We start from the raw sequence: 15,564 nt of genomic DNA on the forward strand, positions 1-15,564 counted from the left end.
AACGCAAAGGCGCAGAGAGGGCGTGGAGGACACAGTACGTGCGGTAACCGGCACGGTTGGTGAGAATGGGTGCCCCGTAACGTAGGGACGTACAATCGTGTGTCTCTACGTTACGGGGCGTTCCGTTTTTATCGTCCGCGATTACCGCATGATTACCGGGATATAAATCCAATATGACGGTACGGTTATCACCGATGTCGGGGTCGGGGTGGCCGTCGCAGTCGGCGTATTGGTCGGGGTGGCCGTCGCAGTCGGCGTGTTGGTCGGGGTGCTGGTCGCGGTCGGCGTGTTGGTCGGGGTGGCCGTCGCAGTCGGCGTGTTGGTCGGGGTGGCCGTCGGTGCAATCGGTGCAAAGTTTGCCGTGAGCGTGCGGTTTCCTGTCGCCACAAAACTGTAGCTGGCCGTAGTCGCCACGATCGTTGCCCCTTCCGTCCAGTTAACGAAGGTGTAGCCGCTGGCCGGCGTCGCATTGACCGTCACCACTGCGCCGTGCGGGTAGGCGCCGCCGCCGCTAGCTGTGCCGCCGCTGGCCGGTTCGGCGCTGACCATGATCTGGTAGTTTGGCCGTGCGTTAATGTGGATGGCGAAGGCGTCACGTGCGGCCAGTGTGTAGTTGACGATCTGCCCACTCCCGTTCACTTCAATCAACGCGCTGGCCGGGGCTTGCGTGGTTGTACCCGGCAGCACGCAGATTCCTCCTACGAAGTCATATTTGGTGATGTCACAGTAGAAGCCGGCGGGTAAGCTGGTTTGGTAGGTGGTGGTGGCTGCCGTTGTAGTGTTGTTGATTGCGACAAAGCCTTTGTTCCCACGTCCAAACGCGATGTGGTTGCTCGGTGTGCCGCCGATGTTTTGCCAGTTGGAAATCGGCTCACCTGCGGTTGTCTGACGGAATTGCACCATGTTGGCAATCGCCGGGTGGCGATGCTCGCAGACCCACGTGCCGAGGTCGGCGCTTGTTACCGGGTTGGGGTAGTTACCTGAACAGTTGGCTGGGTATGCGCCTGCCACCTGTCCCGGTCCGTAGACCGGGCGAGTGTCGGCTCCGAGTCCCGGCCCCCACGTGATACCGCCGTCGTTACTACTCGGCGGGCCAAGGCTGTCGCCGGCGTTACTATTGGGGTTGGTTGTCCAGTAGTAGCTCGACATCACCGATGGGTGACCGTAGGGTTGGGCCAAGGTGAAGATGTTGGCCAGCAGGTGAGTGCGGCCATCACGGTGATCAACGACGCATGCGCCGCCGGGGCCGTGACCACGTTGGTTGTCGTGGTTATCAACGAAGATTTGGGCAAAGCGCGATGGCAAGAGGCCACTCGTAAAAGATTGGAGACTGCTGAGTGAGCCGCCGCAGTTGAAGTTGTTACCAATAACGCTGATGCTGTAGGCGAATTCGGTTACGTCGCCGTAAGGGGTGTATTCCCAGTCGCGGATGCGTTCCGCCGGATCCATGTCGATCACTTCGCTGAAGATGTAGGGTTGCCCACCGCCGGGTAGGGTGAGGCCGTTGAGGATCGCGCCGACGTCGTGGGCGGCCATGTGCTTGGCAGCATCGATACGGAAGCCGCGCACGCCGGCGTTGAGCAAGGCCTGCAGGTAGTTACGCAGCTTGGTCTGAACTGCCGCTTTGCCGGTGTCAAGATCGGGTAGCCCGGCCAGTTGGCAGCGTTGTACCTGATAGCGGTCTTGATAGTTGGTAATCAGACAATCAGGATGGAAGTCGTCAGGTGTGTATTGGGTGCCGTAGAATCGGTTGGCTGCCGGTTGTGATTTGTATTGAGTGCCTGCCGTGCCGGTTGGTGGGCTATCCACTTCGATGTCGGCCATGTGATTGATCACCGCGTCAACGATCACAGCGACGCCGGCGCTGTTACAGGTGTTCACCATCTGTTGGAACTCGGCCCACGTACCGCTGCGGCTGGTGAAGCGGGTAGTGTCGTGGGTAACCGGCTGGTAGCGTGCCCACCATGGGAAATCGTTGGCCGGGTTACCACCAAGATCGGCGGTGGGCACAATGTGTTCGTTCGGTGGTGAGACCTGTACACCAGTGTAGCCCTTCTGACCGAGGAAAGTGCATTCTTTAGCAACATCAGCCCAGCGCCATTCAAACAAGTGAACGAAGACGCCGCCATTTGGTTCGAGAGCTGGATCGGTAGTTGGGATGATCGTGAGCAGGCCGTCGCCTTGATCGTCATCGGCTGGATTGCCGTTAATGTCGTAGCTGTCGGCTTTCCATTTGCGTCCGGTTTCGACTGTCTTCTTACAATACGCGGTAAAGCCATATGAGCCGGGGGTGAGACTCTCGATCACCGTTTTCGGAATCGTCGCCTTATACTCATCATTATTACCGATGTCAGTATTGTAGGTCATCGGAAGGTCGGTCCACGGTTGCCCGTAACGACCCCAATGCAAGAAACACTCGATTCCGGCACCTTGCCCGGCCCCTGGCGTCACTCCCGCTTCGTAGACTTGCACGAAGACATCAAAGCCGGCGGGTGCAAAGCTGCCCTGGTCAATGGCGTGTGCTACACCGCCGCGCGGGAACATCAGCCCCACCCAGTCAATCGTGCTTGGCGGTTCGAGGGCTTGGGTCGAGACGAAGACCACCGTGGTGCGCGGCGGGATGCTGAAAGTGTCGGTGGCGTCGTTGAAACTGGCCGTCGCGATCACCGGGTCGTCATCCACGCCGTTAGTGTGCAATGGGTGCAGGGTGAAGCCGTTGGCGTTGGGGATAGTGATTGTCTGGGTGATCGTGTTGGCGTTGAAGAAGACGAGAATATTCTCCCAATTCGGGTCGAGATCGGGATCGATCTCGTCCGATAACCGCATGACAATCAGCGCATCGCGGCTGTTGTCGGTGTTGTAGTGGCTAACGCGGGCATTGATCGCCGCTTCGGTAGTGAGACGGAAGAGCGGTGAACTCATGCGCAGGCGTAGCGTCTCACGCATATGAGCTGCGGCGAAGTTCATATCGGCAGGAGCGGGGTCAAGCGCGGTGTTGTTCAGCAACGGCGTCATAATCCCCCAGCGTGAGTTGTTGTCCCACGTTGGCGGCAGGCCGCGGCCAAAGTTGTTGGCGCTGCGATCCCAATAGACCCGGTTGAACCAGTCGCCCGAGTCGTAGCTGTTGCGGTCAAGCGATTTCGAGCGCAAGATATCTTGGCCCATATGGAAGAAGGGAATACCCTGCGCCAGCCCGATCAAGCTCACCCCCATATTTTGGCTGCGTACCCGGTCAGCCATGGTCGTGGTAGCGATGCTGCTGCCGCCGATCCAGCCCGGATTACCGCTGCCGTTACCGTTGGGCAGCTTGAAGACGTTCTGGTCAAAGAGGGTTTCGTTGTCGTGTTTCTCAACGTAATTGATCGACTCTTGCGGGTCATCGGTGAACGGATTACCTTGCCCATTCCAGTCGGTGCCGCTGCCGCGTAACGCCGAGCGCAGCGTGTCCATTACTATGTGTAAATCACTTTGGAAGCGGTTGGGATAGGCATAGCCGTTCCAGTCGTAGCTGAGGCCATTGATGAAACCTTGCCGCCGGATACCAACCGTGTCGGTGCTATAGCCACCGTGGGCCGCGTCACGGATAATATCGTTGAAGACGCCAATCCCACTACCGGTCATATTGTATTTGTGCGCATAGCAGTGCGGACAGACGGTGAGTCCTTTATCTTTGGCCGAGCCGAAATCCCAACCTTCACCGTACAGATAAATCTTGCTACCGTCGACGCCATGAGTTGCTGGGGTGAGCGCCTGCAGCGCCGCCTGCACATTGAGCATATTCTGGCGGGTGTGCAGGTTCATCAGGTCAAAGCGGAAGCCATCGATCTTATACGCCGTCGCGAAGCGCACGACCGTATCGATCATGAGCTTCTCCATCATCGCGTACTCGGTGGCGGTGTCGGCGCAGCACGAGGATTGGTAAAGAGTGCCGGCGGCGTCGTAGCGGTAGTAATAGCCGGGCACAATCCGATCCAGCACCGATTTGTCATCTTGGCCGCTGGCTGCGGTGTGATTGTAGACCACATCCATCACTACGCGCAACCCATTCTGGTTGAGTGCCTGCACCATCTCGCGGAATTCAAGAATGCGGGTAACGCCATCGGGGTTGGTGCTGTACGAGCCTTCCGGCGCGCCGTAGTGGTAGGGATCATATCCCCAGTTGAAGCTGTCGGTCTGGCGAGCCGCGCCGACTGCCGCTTGCGGGCCAATGGCGGCGCGGTCGGTGGCGGGGTTGAACGAGATGGTCGGTTCGGTGCGGTCGGTCGGCTTTTCGATCACGGAAGCTATATCAAACGCGGGCAAGAGGTGGATATGGGTGAGACCAGCTTGCCGCAATTGCAGCAGGTGGTTCATTCCATCAGAAAGTATTGTGTTAGGATGTGGGCCGCTTCCATCGTAAGTAAAGGCGCGGTAGGTGCCGCGATCCGCTGCCGCAACCGTGCTATCGTTGGCACTGAAGTCGCGGATATGCACCTCGTAGATGACGATGTCTTCTGGATTAACCAGCGCCGGCTTGCTCAGCGTATCCCACCCTGCCGGCTTCAGATCGGCATCGTCCAGATTGACGAACTGGCTGCGCACATCACCGGCGGCGGCGCCGTCTTGCGACAGGCTTACCGCATAAGGGTCGGTGACAAGGTTAGTGACGACTGCATCGAGCGCCGGCACATACACCTCAACCGCAAACAAATAAAATTGGCGATCCCACGATGCATCACCGGTGACGCTCCAAACGCCGCTTGCCGGGTCGAGCGTCATCGGGTGGTCGGTGTAGGAAGTAGCGGTAGAGGTGGCGAAGCGGCGGAGGGTCACCGTTTTCGCCGTCGGCGCCCACAACCGTACCGTCGGTACGCCACCACTGTAGCTGACACCGAGGGTTTGCGTGGTCGCATTCGCCGCATACAGATTATCAAGCACGCCCTGAATCTGGACGCGAGTAGTATCGATGCGGTTGCCGTTACCATCATACGCCGCAACGACCACTTGGCCGCGTAGTAGGTGACCAGCGTTAGCTGCACTCAAACCGGTGAGCAGTCGGGTGAGGCCGGTCGCGTTCGGATTCTTGACAAAGCCGCTTACCGTACCGCTGATCGTCAACGGCACATAACACGGCGCTGCTGGGCTGGGAAAGTTACAAACCGTCGCCTCGGCAGCGGTGGTCATACCGCCGTCGGGATCGTAGAGCAGGCGGAAGCTCGCCGCCGGGCCGCCATTCCATGCGATGGTGCTCAGATCAAGCCACAGCGCACGGGCTTGGGCAGGTGTAATCGCACTCGTACCACTGCTGACGGTATAGCTATAGTTACTGCCACCATTCGTATCCGCGTTGATCGTCATCAGATCGGCATCGTTGCCGTCAATCGAACCCACATTTCCTGAACTAAAGACGTAGTAACTGACGATCGTGCCGGCGGTTTGGGCCGGTATGGTTGCACTAAACGACGTGCCACTGCCGGTCATCTTCACCACCGTGGAGGCTGCCCAATTCCCGTTGACGGCATAACGTAGCCAGAGTGCCTGTGCTGCTGGTGGGGTAACGTTCGTGGTAGCAGTGACCGTCACTGCTTGCCCGGCGGACGGCGCAGCCGGGCTACGATTCACACCGCTAATCGTTGCCGGGGCCGAACTGAATTGGAATACCACACCTCTTGCGGCGCCATCCCACTTAAAAGCGTAGTAGCTGCCGCTGATATGGTTAAAGGACAGGTTCGGTTCACTGCCGTAGGAGCTTAAGCCGGTAAAGATTTGACCAAAGGTGATGGTAGTAGCCGGATTCCTACCAAACCATTGATTCGTCTCTTTGTAGAACTTGAACTCACTTGTCGGGTCGTCTGTTGCGTTAATCTGGCCACTCACGTACACAAATGTACCGCCGAGACTCGCCGACATATTCCACGGCGAACTTGCCCAATTGGTCAATTCGCCACGCACCTGTTCACCGGCAGCAGCTACCGGTCGCGGTACTGCGAGCATGATGAAACCAAAGACCGTCGCAAGGGTGAGGAGTAAGCGTAAGCTACGGTGATGCACAGCACGACCTCGTTTCTCGTGATAGAGCTTTCTACCTTATGTTTACCGAATTATGGGGATGATGGTAGTAGTATACCACAATACTGTTCTTTATGCAACTGTATTGTTAACAACAAAGATACCGCCGTCTTGGTCTTTTAGCCGACTTTGTTTTGGTATAATTATTGCAAAGCATCAAACAAGTTTATAGAGCGCAATATCTATGTTTCATCCCCAAACACCTGATTGGGAACTGCGCGTGCGGCCAGTTTTGCCCGGCAAGGTTTGATGCATGCCCTGAACGCTGCCATTGAGCACATCCGTCCTGGTGAGTTGTCCATCACCATTCCGTTCAATCCGGCCTACGGACAGCAACATGGCTATGTACACGGCGGTGTCATTGCCAGTCTACTCGATAGTGCCTGTGGGTATGCAGCGCTCACATTGATGCCTGCCGATCGCGAAGTTTTGACCGTTGAGTTCAAGGTTAACTTCGTTAGTCCGGCGCAGGGGAGCCGTTTTGTGGCGACGGGACGAGTTATACGTTCTGGACGCACATTTAGCGTCTGTACCGGTGAGGCGGTCGCAATTAATGGTGACCGACGCACAACAATTGCGATTATGCAGGCGACAATGTTTGCCATGCACGTGTCGCAGATGTAGATAGGCCTCCAGTAGCACCGCACTGCCGTGCAGCACTCGGCGTGTACCGCACCGCAGTACGGTTCATACCTCTACGAATTGTTGGTGGTAGGTAACCCAGAGCACGCCGTGGTGTACTCGCTATGGAATGAATAGGGTTGGAGGCGATGTTTCGATGCAACGAGCGGTTTGAGCAAAGGACTGCGGTAGCGACAACGGGCGATAACGTAATCGGTTGTGGCAAAGGTTCGCTTGTACTGCATCACTCCCTCGATGCACTCGTGTTGAGGTCATAGTAGCGGAAGCCACGTGCTGCGGCGTCACGTGCAATCTCGACATCTAGCACGACCATCGCCCGCCGCTTGAGCGCCTCACGAGTTACCGTGCCACGCGGTCACATGCTGGTTCCAATTCCAATAAAACGCGACCGTTCCACCTACCACCACACCGTCGAGTTCTACGACCCAGAGTGCTATCTCGTGTGGGTATTGGCGTTCCAATGCAAACAACCTGCTTAACAACTCCCACGAATAGCCATACGTATGGTCGTACCCCACCGTTGCACGGCATCACGATAGGCAAGATAATAGGCTTCGTAATCGACAGGTGATGTCGCGCGGCGGATACGTACCCCTTCGCGTATATTGCGTCGGTAGTTGGTACGAGCGCTTTTATCAAAGTGGATAAAGATCGTATCAAAATCACCGTCCAAATGGAAAACGTGGGCTATTTCGTCACCAAACCGGTAGGTGGTGTCGATGGTCTCTGGCGGGGCAATCGGATTGGCAAGATAGTAAAAATTGCTAATGTTCCAGCGGTAAACCTGCCGATACAGACGGTCGGCGTCACGTGTATCAACCGGACCATCGGCGATGATACCGCCGTAACAACCTTCAAAGATTGACATCAGGGCAGCAAAAGGGCCATAGCACCGAATTTCGAGTAACGGCAATACTGCGCGCGTACCGTTGGCAAAGATGGCAGCGATGGTACGATCACGTACCGTTTGATTAAGTCGGCAAGCAATCTCTGCCCAGCGTGGGGTATGAAAGAAGGTTGCTTACGGACAAGCGCGGGCTATTTCCCACCAGAGTTGTTGATCGACCGGTTGGATGATTCGCACTTTGTGTTCCCTCTAAAGCAGGTAGTCTCTCTGTTTCGTATTGGTTGTAACATGCGATGCTTTCTCATGCGCAGGGCAATATTTCCTTGTGCTGATGAAAGTGTTGTTATGGTGCGAAAATATCAAACTGCTCTTCCACAATCTGAGGAAGAGCCGTTGAGTAATGATGGCTCAGACAGGTGATTGCTAAATTGTATCGTTTACATACCCCTGTAATTGTGGATAGAGCGACGGATCACGCAGTTTACGCAACGCCTCGCACTCCAACTGGCGCACTCGCTCACGGGTAAGGTGTAATCGCTGACCGATCTGTTCCAGCGTATGTGTTGGCTCACCGTCAAGCCCATACCGCAAACGCAAGATGTTGCGTTCACGCGGCGAGAGCTGGCTGAGGGCGGCTTGTACATCGGCCTGTAACATACTCTCACTGACCTCATCGAACGGCGTTGGTTGCAAAGGATCGGTGAGTATCTCGGACAGCGCGCCGCCACCGTCTTCAGTATGCGCTTCGTCGAGCGAGGTCGGTGCTAGTCCGGCTTGTTCGGCACGCTCAACTTGCTCGACGCTCAGACCGGCGGCGTTCGCTAGCTCTTCCAGCGTCGGTTCGCGGTCGAGTTGTTGGGTCAGCTCTTGGCGTAGGCGCGCAAGACGACTGAGTCGTTCGCCTAAATGTACCGGCAAACGCACGGTACGGCTATGGTCGGCAATCGCTCGTCCAATACTCTGCCGGATCCAATAGGTCGCGTAGGTCGAAAATTTCAGGCCGCGGCTAGCATCAAATTTATCAACCGCTCGCATTAAGCCAACGCTGCCCTCTTGGATCAGATCAAGCAGGGCGAGACCGTGGCCTTGATAGCGACGAGCAATACTTACTACCAAGCGTAAGTTTGAGTTGATCAGTTGCGCGCGCGCTTGATCACCGGCAGCAACTTGTGCGGCGAGCCGCTTTTTTTCGGCGCTGGGCAACGACGGCTCATTGGTCAAGCGTTCGGCGGCACGTCGCCCTTGGGCAATCGTCTGGGCCAACTGCTGCTCTTGCTCGAAGGTTAGTAACGGCTCTGCCCCGATTTCATTCAGATAGAGCACAATCGTATCAGATGCGCTACGACCAATTGTGGTGGGGTTACTCATTGTACCTCCTTGAGTACCGGTGAATGCTCCGGTACCTGTAATGTGAACCGCCGAGGTTATCGATGAGACGCTCGTTCTGACCCCTGCGGTTCCCGACGGCAGTAGGATTCAGCCGCGGAGGATGTGGTTTGTGAGTAGCGGAATCATAGGAGCAAATCCACTACCCGCCGAAACATAGTATCGGCGGGTAGCTTAAAGAGAAGGTTAAAGAAAAATGAGAAGAAGATAAGGATTTTAGCGCTCGCTCATCGCGAGTTCGCGACGCTTCTTCTCACGGCGTCGGTCGTCGGCACTGAGCAACTTCTTCCGAATACGCCAGCCTTTGGGTGTCACCTCAACCAGCTCGTCGTCGCCGATGTACTCAATCGCATCATCGAGCGAGAGCTGGCGCGGTGCGTCGAGCCGTATCGTTTCGGCGCCGCGATTATTGCGCATATTCGTAAGGTGTTTCTCTTTACAGACGTTCACTTCGAGGTCGTTATCGCGGATGTGCTGACCAACCACCATTCCTTCGTAGACCGCTTGGCCGGGAGTGATAAAGAAGACGCCGCGGTCTTGCAAGGCGTGGATGGCGTAGGTTGTCGCAACTCCGCTTTCGGCGGCGATCAGGCTGCCGTTGGTTCGTACCTCGATTTCGCCGACAAACGGCTCGTATCCGAAGAAGATGCTATTCATAATCCCGGTGCCGCGGGTGGCGGTGAGGAAGAGCTGGCGGAAGCCGAGCAGGCCGCGCGTCGGTACGAGATAGACGTAATGCACTGAGCCATCTTCGCTGATGCGCATATCGCGCATCTGACCCTGCCGCTTACCCATCAACTCGACCACAACGCCCTGATACTCGCTCGCCACCTCGATCTCGACCAGCTCCATCGGTTCGAGCCGGGTACCATCGGCTGCTTCCCGGAAAATGACTTCCGGTTTCGAGACCTGAAACTCGTATCCCTCGCGGCGCATCGTCTCAATCAAGATACCGAGATGTAGCTCGCCTCTTCCGGCGACGACAAATACGTCAGGGCTTTCGGTCTCTTCTACCCGCAGCGCTACATCGCGTTCCATCTCTTGGAATAGGCGTTCACGCAGCTTGCGCGAGGTGACGTAGGTGCCTTCGCCTCCAGCAAAGGGGCTGGTATTGACACCGAAGGTCATACGGACCGTTGGCTCTTCGACCTTGATCGGTGGGAGCGCTTCGGGGGCCTGGGCATCGGCAATAGTGTCGCCGATGGCGGCGTCAGGAATGCCGGCAATGGCGATGATGTCACCGGCTTGGGCCTGTTCAACCTCTTGCTGTTCAAGCCCGTTATAGATGAAGATTTGACTTACTTTGGCCGGTGTGATGGTACCATCGCGGGCGATGCGCACCAACGGTTGACCTTTGCGGATGGTGCCCCGCACCAAGCGCCCGGTCAGAATCTTGCCCTTGTACTCGTCGTAGGTACTGGTGGTGACGAGAAACTGTACCGGCCCCTCAACATCAACCGTCGGTGGTGGAATACGGTCGAGAATGCACTCGAAGAGCGGTTCGAGCGAATCGTGTAACTTAAGCGGTGAGCGCCCGGCGTGACCGAGGAGTGCGTTGGTATAGATGGTTGCGAACTCGGCCTGTTCATCGGTAGCACCCAAATCAACAAACAGGTCAAACGTTTCGTTGACGACATGGTTGGGGCGAGCCTGTGGTCGGTCGATCTTGTTGACAACCACGATTGCCTGATGGCCGGCTTGCAATGCTTTACGCAAAACGAATTTAGTTTGTGGCATCGGGCCATCGACGGCATCGACGAGCAACAAGACGCCATCTACCATGTTCATCACCCGTTCGACCTCACCACCGAAGTCGGCGTGACCGGGTGTATCTACGATATTAATCTTGACACCGCGATACGTGACGGCGGTATTTTTGGCGAGAATGGTAATACCTCGCTCACGTTCGAGTGCATTACTGTCGAGCACGCGCTCTTCCACTTGCTGATTTTGGCGGAAGATGCGGCTCTGCTTGAGCATGGCATCAACGAGTGTCGTCTTTCCGTGATCAACGTGAGCGATAATTGCAATATTTCGCAGATCGGTGCGCTGTATCATACCTTGTTCCGTGATGTGGGCCGCCGAGCGGCGTGAAAAACGCTCAGGTTGAACCTGAGCGCAATAGGATTATCTCTATTATAGCACGTTAGGGTGAGGTATGCCTCGCTCTATCACATCAAATACTTGGTATAATACCATCACCATTGCTCTTTCAACCCCAAAGGAGACGAGACCGTGACTACCGGCCGTCGTGCTGTGTTATTTGCAACCTGTATTGTCGATCAACTATACCCGACTGTAGGCCTGGCTGCCGCCGAGTTGCTCGAGCAACACGGGGTCACCGTTGAGGTACCGTCCAATTTGCTGTGTTGTGGTCAAATGGCGTTTAATGCCGGCTTTCGTGATGACGCTTACACCGTGGCCGGTCGCACGCTTGAGGTGCTGCGCGGTAAAGGTGATGTGGTGCTGCCATCAGGTTCATGTGCAGCGATGATTCGTCATCTCTACCACGAGCTGTTTGCGCACACTCCATTTGCCGGAATGGCCGCAGACTTGGCCCATCGCACCTACGAACTCAGTGAGTACCTGGTTGATGTGTTGGGGGTCACCGATACCGGTGCGCGCTTCAACGGTCGCATTACCTACCACGATGCGTGCCATGGGTTGCGCTTCCTCGGTCTTGGTGCGCAGGCACGCACGTTACTCGGTCATGTCCAAGGGGCTGAAGTGGTTCCTCTCCCCGGCTGTGACCAATGTTGTGGGTTTGGCGGTCTGTTTGCCGTTAAGCAGCATAGTATCTCGGCGGCAATGCTCGACCACAAGATCAAGGCGATTGCTGCTACCGAAGCCGATCTGGTCGTGACCGGTGATGTATCGTGTATGACCCAAATTGCCGGTGGTTTATCGCGTCGCAACAGTCCAATCCGCGCTCGTCATTTGGCCGAAGTGTTGGCGAACATGGTAGATGCTCGGTAACCTCGGCGAATTCGTGCCCTCATCGCGAAATGGCCACTCGTTAGTTATTCTGGAATATCGTATCGTCTAGAAGATACCGCTATGCCGCAAACGATAGCCTTTTACGACCGCGTTGATCACGCCCTGCACGATGATTCGTTGCAGACGGCGCTACACCGCGCAACGACACGCTTTATCGGCAACCGAGCCGGCGCGATCGGCGCACTCTGTGATCCTGATCGGTTACGTGATCAGGCGCGCGCTATCCGAGCCTACGCGCTGGCCCATCTCGATGAGTTGTTGCCGCAGTTGGCCGCCAATGTTGAAGCGCGCGGTGGTCATGTGTGTTGGGCGAGTGATGGCGAAGAGGCCCGGCGCTACATCGTTGAACTGGCCCGCGCTCGTGGGGTACGCAGCATTGTGAAATCAAAATCGATGGCCTCCGAAGAGATTCATCTTAACGAGGCCCTCGAACATGCCGGTTTCGAGGTAGTCGAGACCGATCTTGGCGAGTACATTATTCAGCTTGCCGGCGAAACACCATCGCACATCATTGCGCCCGCCATTCACAAAACCCGCGAGCAGGTGAGTGAGCTGTTTCAGCAGCATCTCGGTATGTTGCCGACCAATGAGGTGCCGCCGATGATTCGCACGGCCCGGCAGGCGCTGCGTCAGCGCTTTTTGCAGGCTGATATGGGGATCAGTGGTGTGAATTTTGGCGTAGCCGACAGCGGTGCCATTGTGATAGTTGAAAATGAGGGGAATGCACGCCTCTCAACTACGGTACCACGTATTCATGTAGCGATTATGGGTATCGAGCGGATCGTCGCTCGGCTCGCCGATCTTGGGGTGATGTTGCAAGTGTTGGCTCGCTCGGCTACCGGCCAAAAGCTGAGTGTCTATACCAGCTTGATCAGTGGCCCGGCGCGCCCCGGTGAGGAGGATGGTCCCGAAGAGTTTCATCTTGTCTTACTCGACAATGGTCGGTCGCGGATTTTGGGTGGGCAGTACGCCGAGTCGCTGCTCTGCATTCGCTGTGGGGCTTGTCTGAACGCTTGTCCGGTGTATCAGGCGATTGGTGGTCATGCGTATGGCGGTGTCTATTCCGGCCCGATTGGTGCGATTCTGACTCCATTGTTGCAACCCGATTTACCTGATGCCTATCTGTTGCCGCAGGCTAGCTCGCTGTGCGGGGCGTGTCAGGAAGTCTGTCCGGTGCGGATTGCCATTCCCGATATGTTACTCCGTCATCGTGCTGATGCTGTTAAAGCCGGTAAGTTCAATCCGGTTGAGAAGGCAGCGATTACCGGTTATACCATGACGATGACCCATCCGGCGATCTATGACACTGCCGGTAAGGCGGGTCGCTTCTTTAGCCGTATCCTGGCCCGTAAGGGACGTTTCCGTCGTTTGCCGCCGCCGCTCCATTTGTGGACGAAAGAGCGCGATTTTCCGGCGCTACCGCCTAAGTCGTTCCGTGAGTTGTGGGCCGAGCGGAAGAAACGAGCACGCAACGGATAACGCAAAGGCGCAGAGGGGGTAACGCAAAGGCGCAGAGGGAGTAACGCAAAGGCGCAGAGGGGGTAACGCAAAGGCGCAGAGGGAGTAACGCAAAGGCGCAGAGGGGTAACGCAAAGGCGCAGAGGGGTAACGCAAAGGCGCAGAGGGGTAACGCAAAGGCGCAGAGGGGGTAACGCAAAGGCGCAGAGGAATGACTATGAGCCGCGAACAGATTCTAGCAAACCTGCGCACCAGTCTCAACGTCAGCCGGCCTTGGCTGTTGGCTGAAGCTGAACGAATGCCGCACGAACCACCACCTTTTGTGTTGCCGGCACAAGATGATCTTGTTGGTCAGTTTATCGATGAACTAACCAAGCTTGAGGGCAAGGCATACCGGGTAGGGAGTGCTGATGCAGCGTTAGCGATTGTTGACCGCTTGATCGAAGAGACGCAGGCGACGAGTGTGATCGGCTGGGATCTCGACCAGATAGGTCTTCCCGGCTTGCTTGAATTGTTGACCGCACGTGGTGTGAAGCCGGCTGTGGCTGATGTGCGTGGTGAAGGGCGCAAGGACCGTTTCCAAGAGCTAGAACCGATCCCAGTCTGTTTGTCGGGAGCGGAGTTAGTGATTGCCGAGAGCGGTACACTGCTCTTGCGTCACGGTCCCGGTAGACCACGTATTGCTTCGTTGTTGGCGCCATGCCATATTGCCGTTGTGTTTCGACACCAAGTGGTGCGCGGTCTTGGTGAGGCGCTAGCCCTGTTGGCGCAACGCTATGGCAGTGATATCTTTGGACCAACGAGTAATCTGACCTTCATCACCGGACCCTCACGCACCGCTGATATCGAGATGACACTCTCGCTCGGTATTCATGGCCCGCCACAGATTCATGTGATTGTGGTGGAGAATTAATGTCACATAGGCAGCGGTAAGCGCTCGTGAAGCGCGATGTGCATGTGGTTATCTTGTATTTGACAATTCAAGACAATGAAGATAAAACCGCCTATCTTTGTCACTCGTCAGTTACCCGATCCGGCGATGGCAATCCTCGCCGAACACTGCACTGTCTCGTGGTGGGACCAAGTTGAGACGCCCATCCCGCGTGACGAGTTGTTGCATAGGGTTGCTGCTGCTGAAGGGCTACTCTGCCTGATCACCGACCGTATCGACGCCGAAGTTATCGCTGCGGCGCCGCGTTTGCGCGCCGTGTCGATCATGGCGGTTGGCTATGACAACATTGACCGCGCAGCGCTGGCGGCGCGTGGGATTACACTTACTCATACGCCTGATGTACTGACCGAAACTACCGCCGATCTGGCGTGGGCGTTGTTGTTAGCTGCGGCCCGTCGCGTCGTGGAGGGCCACAAACTGATCGAGCGCGGTGAGTGGGGTCCTTGGTACCCGCTGCAAATGGTCGGGCAAGATGTCTATGGTCGTACACTCGGTGTGGTCGGTGCGGGCCGTATCGGGCAGGCCGTGCTGCGACGCGGACGTGGCTTTGGTATGCGGTTGATCTACTACAATCGTCGGTCTAACCCTACCCTTGCCGCCGAGTTGGGGGCTGAATATCGTCCACTGAATGATCTCCTAGCCGAGAGTGATGTGGTGGTGGTCACGGCGCCGCTCACCGATGAGACGCGCGGTATGTTTGGGGCCGCTCAGTTTGCGCTGATGAAACCGACCAGCATTTTTGTGAATGTCGCCCGTGGACCGCTTGTGCGCGAAGATGAGCTGGTCGCTGCGCTGCGCGCCGGTCGTCCGTGGGCCGCCGGTCTCGATGTCTTTGAGCGCGAGCCAATCGGACCGGATCACCCGCTGCTTGTCTTGCCGAACGTGGTACTCACTCCCCACATCGGTAGTGCGAGTATCGCGACCCGCGTGCGTATGGCCACCCTCGCCGCCGAGAATCTGGTGACGGTATTGAGTGGGCGTGCTACGCCGCACGTCGTCAGATAGGGAGCGGTAAGTACTCTGGCGATACCTGCTCCCCTGTTAGATCGCGAACGATTTGCTCGTTGGGGCAAGCTGCACGTGCTACTCTTTGTCGGTGTGTAACATTTTGCGCGCTGTTCCATCATCTCCCCAAAGGTGTGTGTGCTGGAGCGGGCTGGTCGGCGCAGTACCGATGCTCATCAGCAGTACATGATGCGTCTCCATATTTCCGGTAAGATAAAAATAACGCAGC

At 56.6% G+C, this 15,564-nt stretch carries 9 protein-coding genes; 5 read left to right on the top strand and 4 right to left on the bottom strand.

Annotation, left to right across the window (positions count from 1 at the left end; translation table 11 throughout):
* Window positions 1-141: 141 nt before the first annotated feature.
* Entirely contained in the window at window positions 142-6,030 is a 5,889-nt protein-coding gene (gene pulA, locus ACP5OT_RS06910; RefSeq protein ID WP_428131719.1) for a pullulanase-type alpha-1,6-glucosidase, read from the bottom strand.
* 267 nt (window positions 6,031-6,297) lie between these two features.
* On the opposite strand from pulA, the gene ACP5OT_RS06915 reads away from it, so the two are divergent.
* The gene (locus ACP5OT_RS06915) at window positions 6,298-6,672 is read left to right on the top strand and encodes a PaaI family thioesterase (protein WP_428111062.1); all 375 of its coding nucleotides are present in this window, start codon (window positions 6,298-6,300) and stop codon (window positions 6,670-6,672) included.
* 493 nt (window positions 6,673-7,165) lie between these two features.
* Here ACP5OT_RS06915 and ACP5OT_RS06920 read toward each other — a convergent pair whose 3' ends face one another.
* The 3 genes from ACP5OT_RS06920 to typA form a co-directional block, all read right to left on the bottom strand.
* Entirely contained in the window at window positions 7,166-7,558 is a 393-nt protein-coding gene (locus tag ACP5OT_RS06920) for a hypothetical protein (protein ID WP_428131721.1), read from the bottom strand.
* A gap of 402 nt (window positions 7,559-7,960) precedes the next feature.
* Window positions 7,961-8,905 (bottom strand): sigma-70 family RNA polymerase sigma factor, encoded by a 945-nt coding sequence (locus ACP5OT_RS06925; protein WP_424676504.1) that lies wholly within the window; start codon window positions 8,903-8,905, stop codon window positions 7,961-7,963.
* A gap of 234 nt (window positions 8,906-9,139) precedes the next feature.
* On the bottom strand, window positions 9,140-10,981 hold the full coding sequence (gene typA / locus ACP5OT_RS06930) for a translational GTPase TypA (RefSeq protein WP_424676503.1): 1,842 nt from the start codon (window positions 10,979-10,981) through the stop codon (window positions 9,140-9,142).
* 177 nt (window positions 10,982-11,158) lie between these two features.
* Here typA and ACP5OT_RS06935 point away from each other — a divergent pair, with 177 nt between their 5' ends.
* The 4 genes from ACP5OT_RS06935 (at window position 11,159) to ACP5OT_RS06950 (ending at window position 15,335) form a co-directional block, all read left to right on the top strand.
* On the top strand, window positions 11,159-11,899 hold the full coding sequence (locus ACP5OT_RS06935; protein ID WP_424676502.1) for a (Fe-S)-binding protein: 741 nt from the start codon (window positions 11,159-11,161) through the stop codon (window positions 11,897-11,899).
* Between the two features lie 81 nt (window positions 11,900-11,980).
* On the top strand, window positions 11,981-13,399 hold the full coding sequence (locus ACP5OT_RS06940; protein ID WP_424676501.1) for a LutB/LldF family L-lactate oxidation iron-sulfur protein: 1,419 nt from the start codon (window positions 11,981-11,983) through the stop codon (window positions 13,397-13,399).
* Window positions 13,400-13,595: 196 nt separating this feature from the next.
* Window positions 13,596-14,291 carry a LutC/YkgG family protein gene (locus tag ACP5OT_RS06945; RefSeq protein WP_424677509.1) on the top strand — a complete coding sequence of 232 codons (696 nt, stop codon included), beginning with the start codon at window positions 13,596-13,598 and terminating at the stop codon, window positions 14,289-14,291.
* Between the two features lie 75 nt (window positions 14,292-14,366).
* Window positions 14,367-15,335 carry a 2-hydroxyacid dehydrogenase gene (locus tag ACP5OT_RS06950; RefSeq protein ID WP_428131725.1) on the top strand — a complete coding sequence of 323 codons (969 nt, stop codon included), beginning with the start codon at window positions 14,367-14,369 and terminating at the stop codon, window positions 15,333-15,335.
* The last annotated feature ends 229 nt before the right edge of the window (window positions 15,336-15,564 follow it).

This window comes from Chloroflexus sp., assembly GCF_049970315.1.
Classification (GTDB): Bacteria; Chloroflexota; Chloroflexia; order Chloroflexales; family Chloroflexaceae; genus Chloroflexus.

Excerpts from the sequence above, each read along its gene's own strand:
- typA (WP_424676503.1), bottom strand. The coding sequence starts at position 10,981 with ATGATACAGCGCACCGATCTGCGAAATATTGCAATTATCGCTCACGTT.
- ACP5OT_RS06920 (WP_428131721.1), bottom strand. The coding sequence starts at position 7,558 with ATGTCAATCTTTGAAGGTTGTTACGGCGGTATCATCGCCGATGGTCCG.
- ACP5OT_RS06945 (WP_424677509.1), top strand. The coding sequence starts at position 13,596 with ATGAGCCGCGAACAGATTCTAGCAAACCTGCGCACCAGTCTCAACGTC.
- ACP5OT_RS06940 (WP_424676501.1), top strand. The coding sequence starts at position 11,981 with ATGCCGCAAACGATAGCCTTTTACGACCGCGTTGATCACGCCCTGCAC.
- ACP5OT_RS06915 (WP_428111062.1), top strand. The coding sequence starts at position 6,298 with ATGCATGCCCTGAACGCTGCCATTGAGCACATCCGTCCTGGTGAGTTG.
- ACP5OT_RS06925 (WP_424676504.1), bottom strand. The coding sequence starts at position 8,905 with ATGAGTAACCCCACCACAATTGGTCGTAGCGCATCTGATACGATTGTG.
- ACP5OT_RS06950 (WP_428131725.1), top strand. The coding sequence starts at position 14,367 with ATGAAGATAAAACCGCCTATCTTTGTCACTCGTCAGTTACCCGATCCG.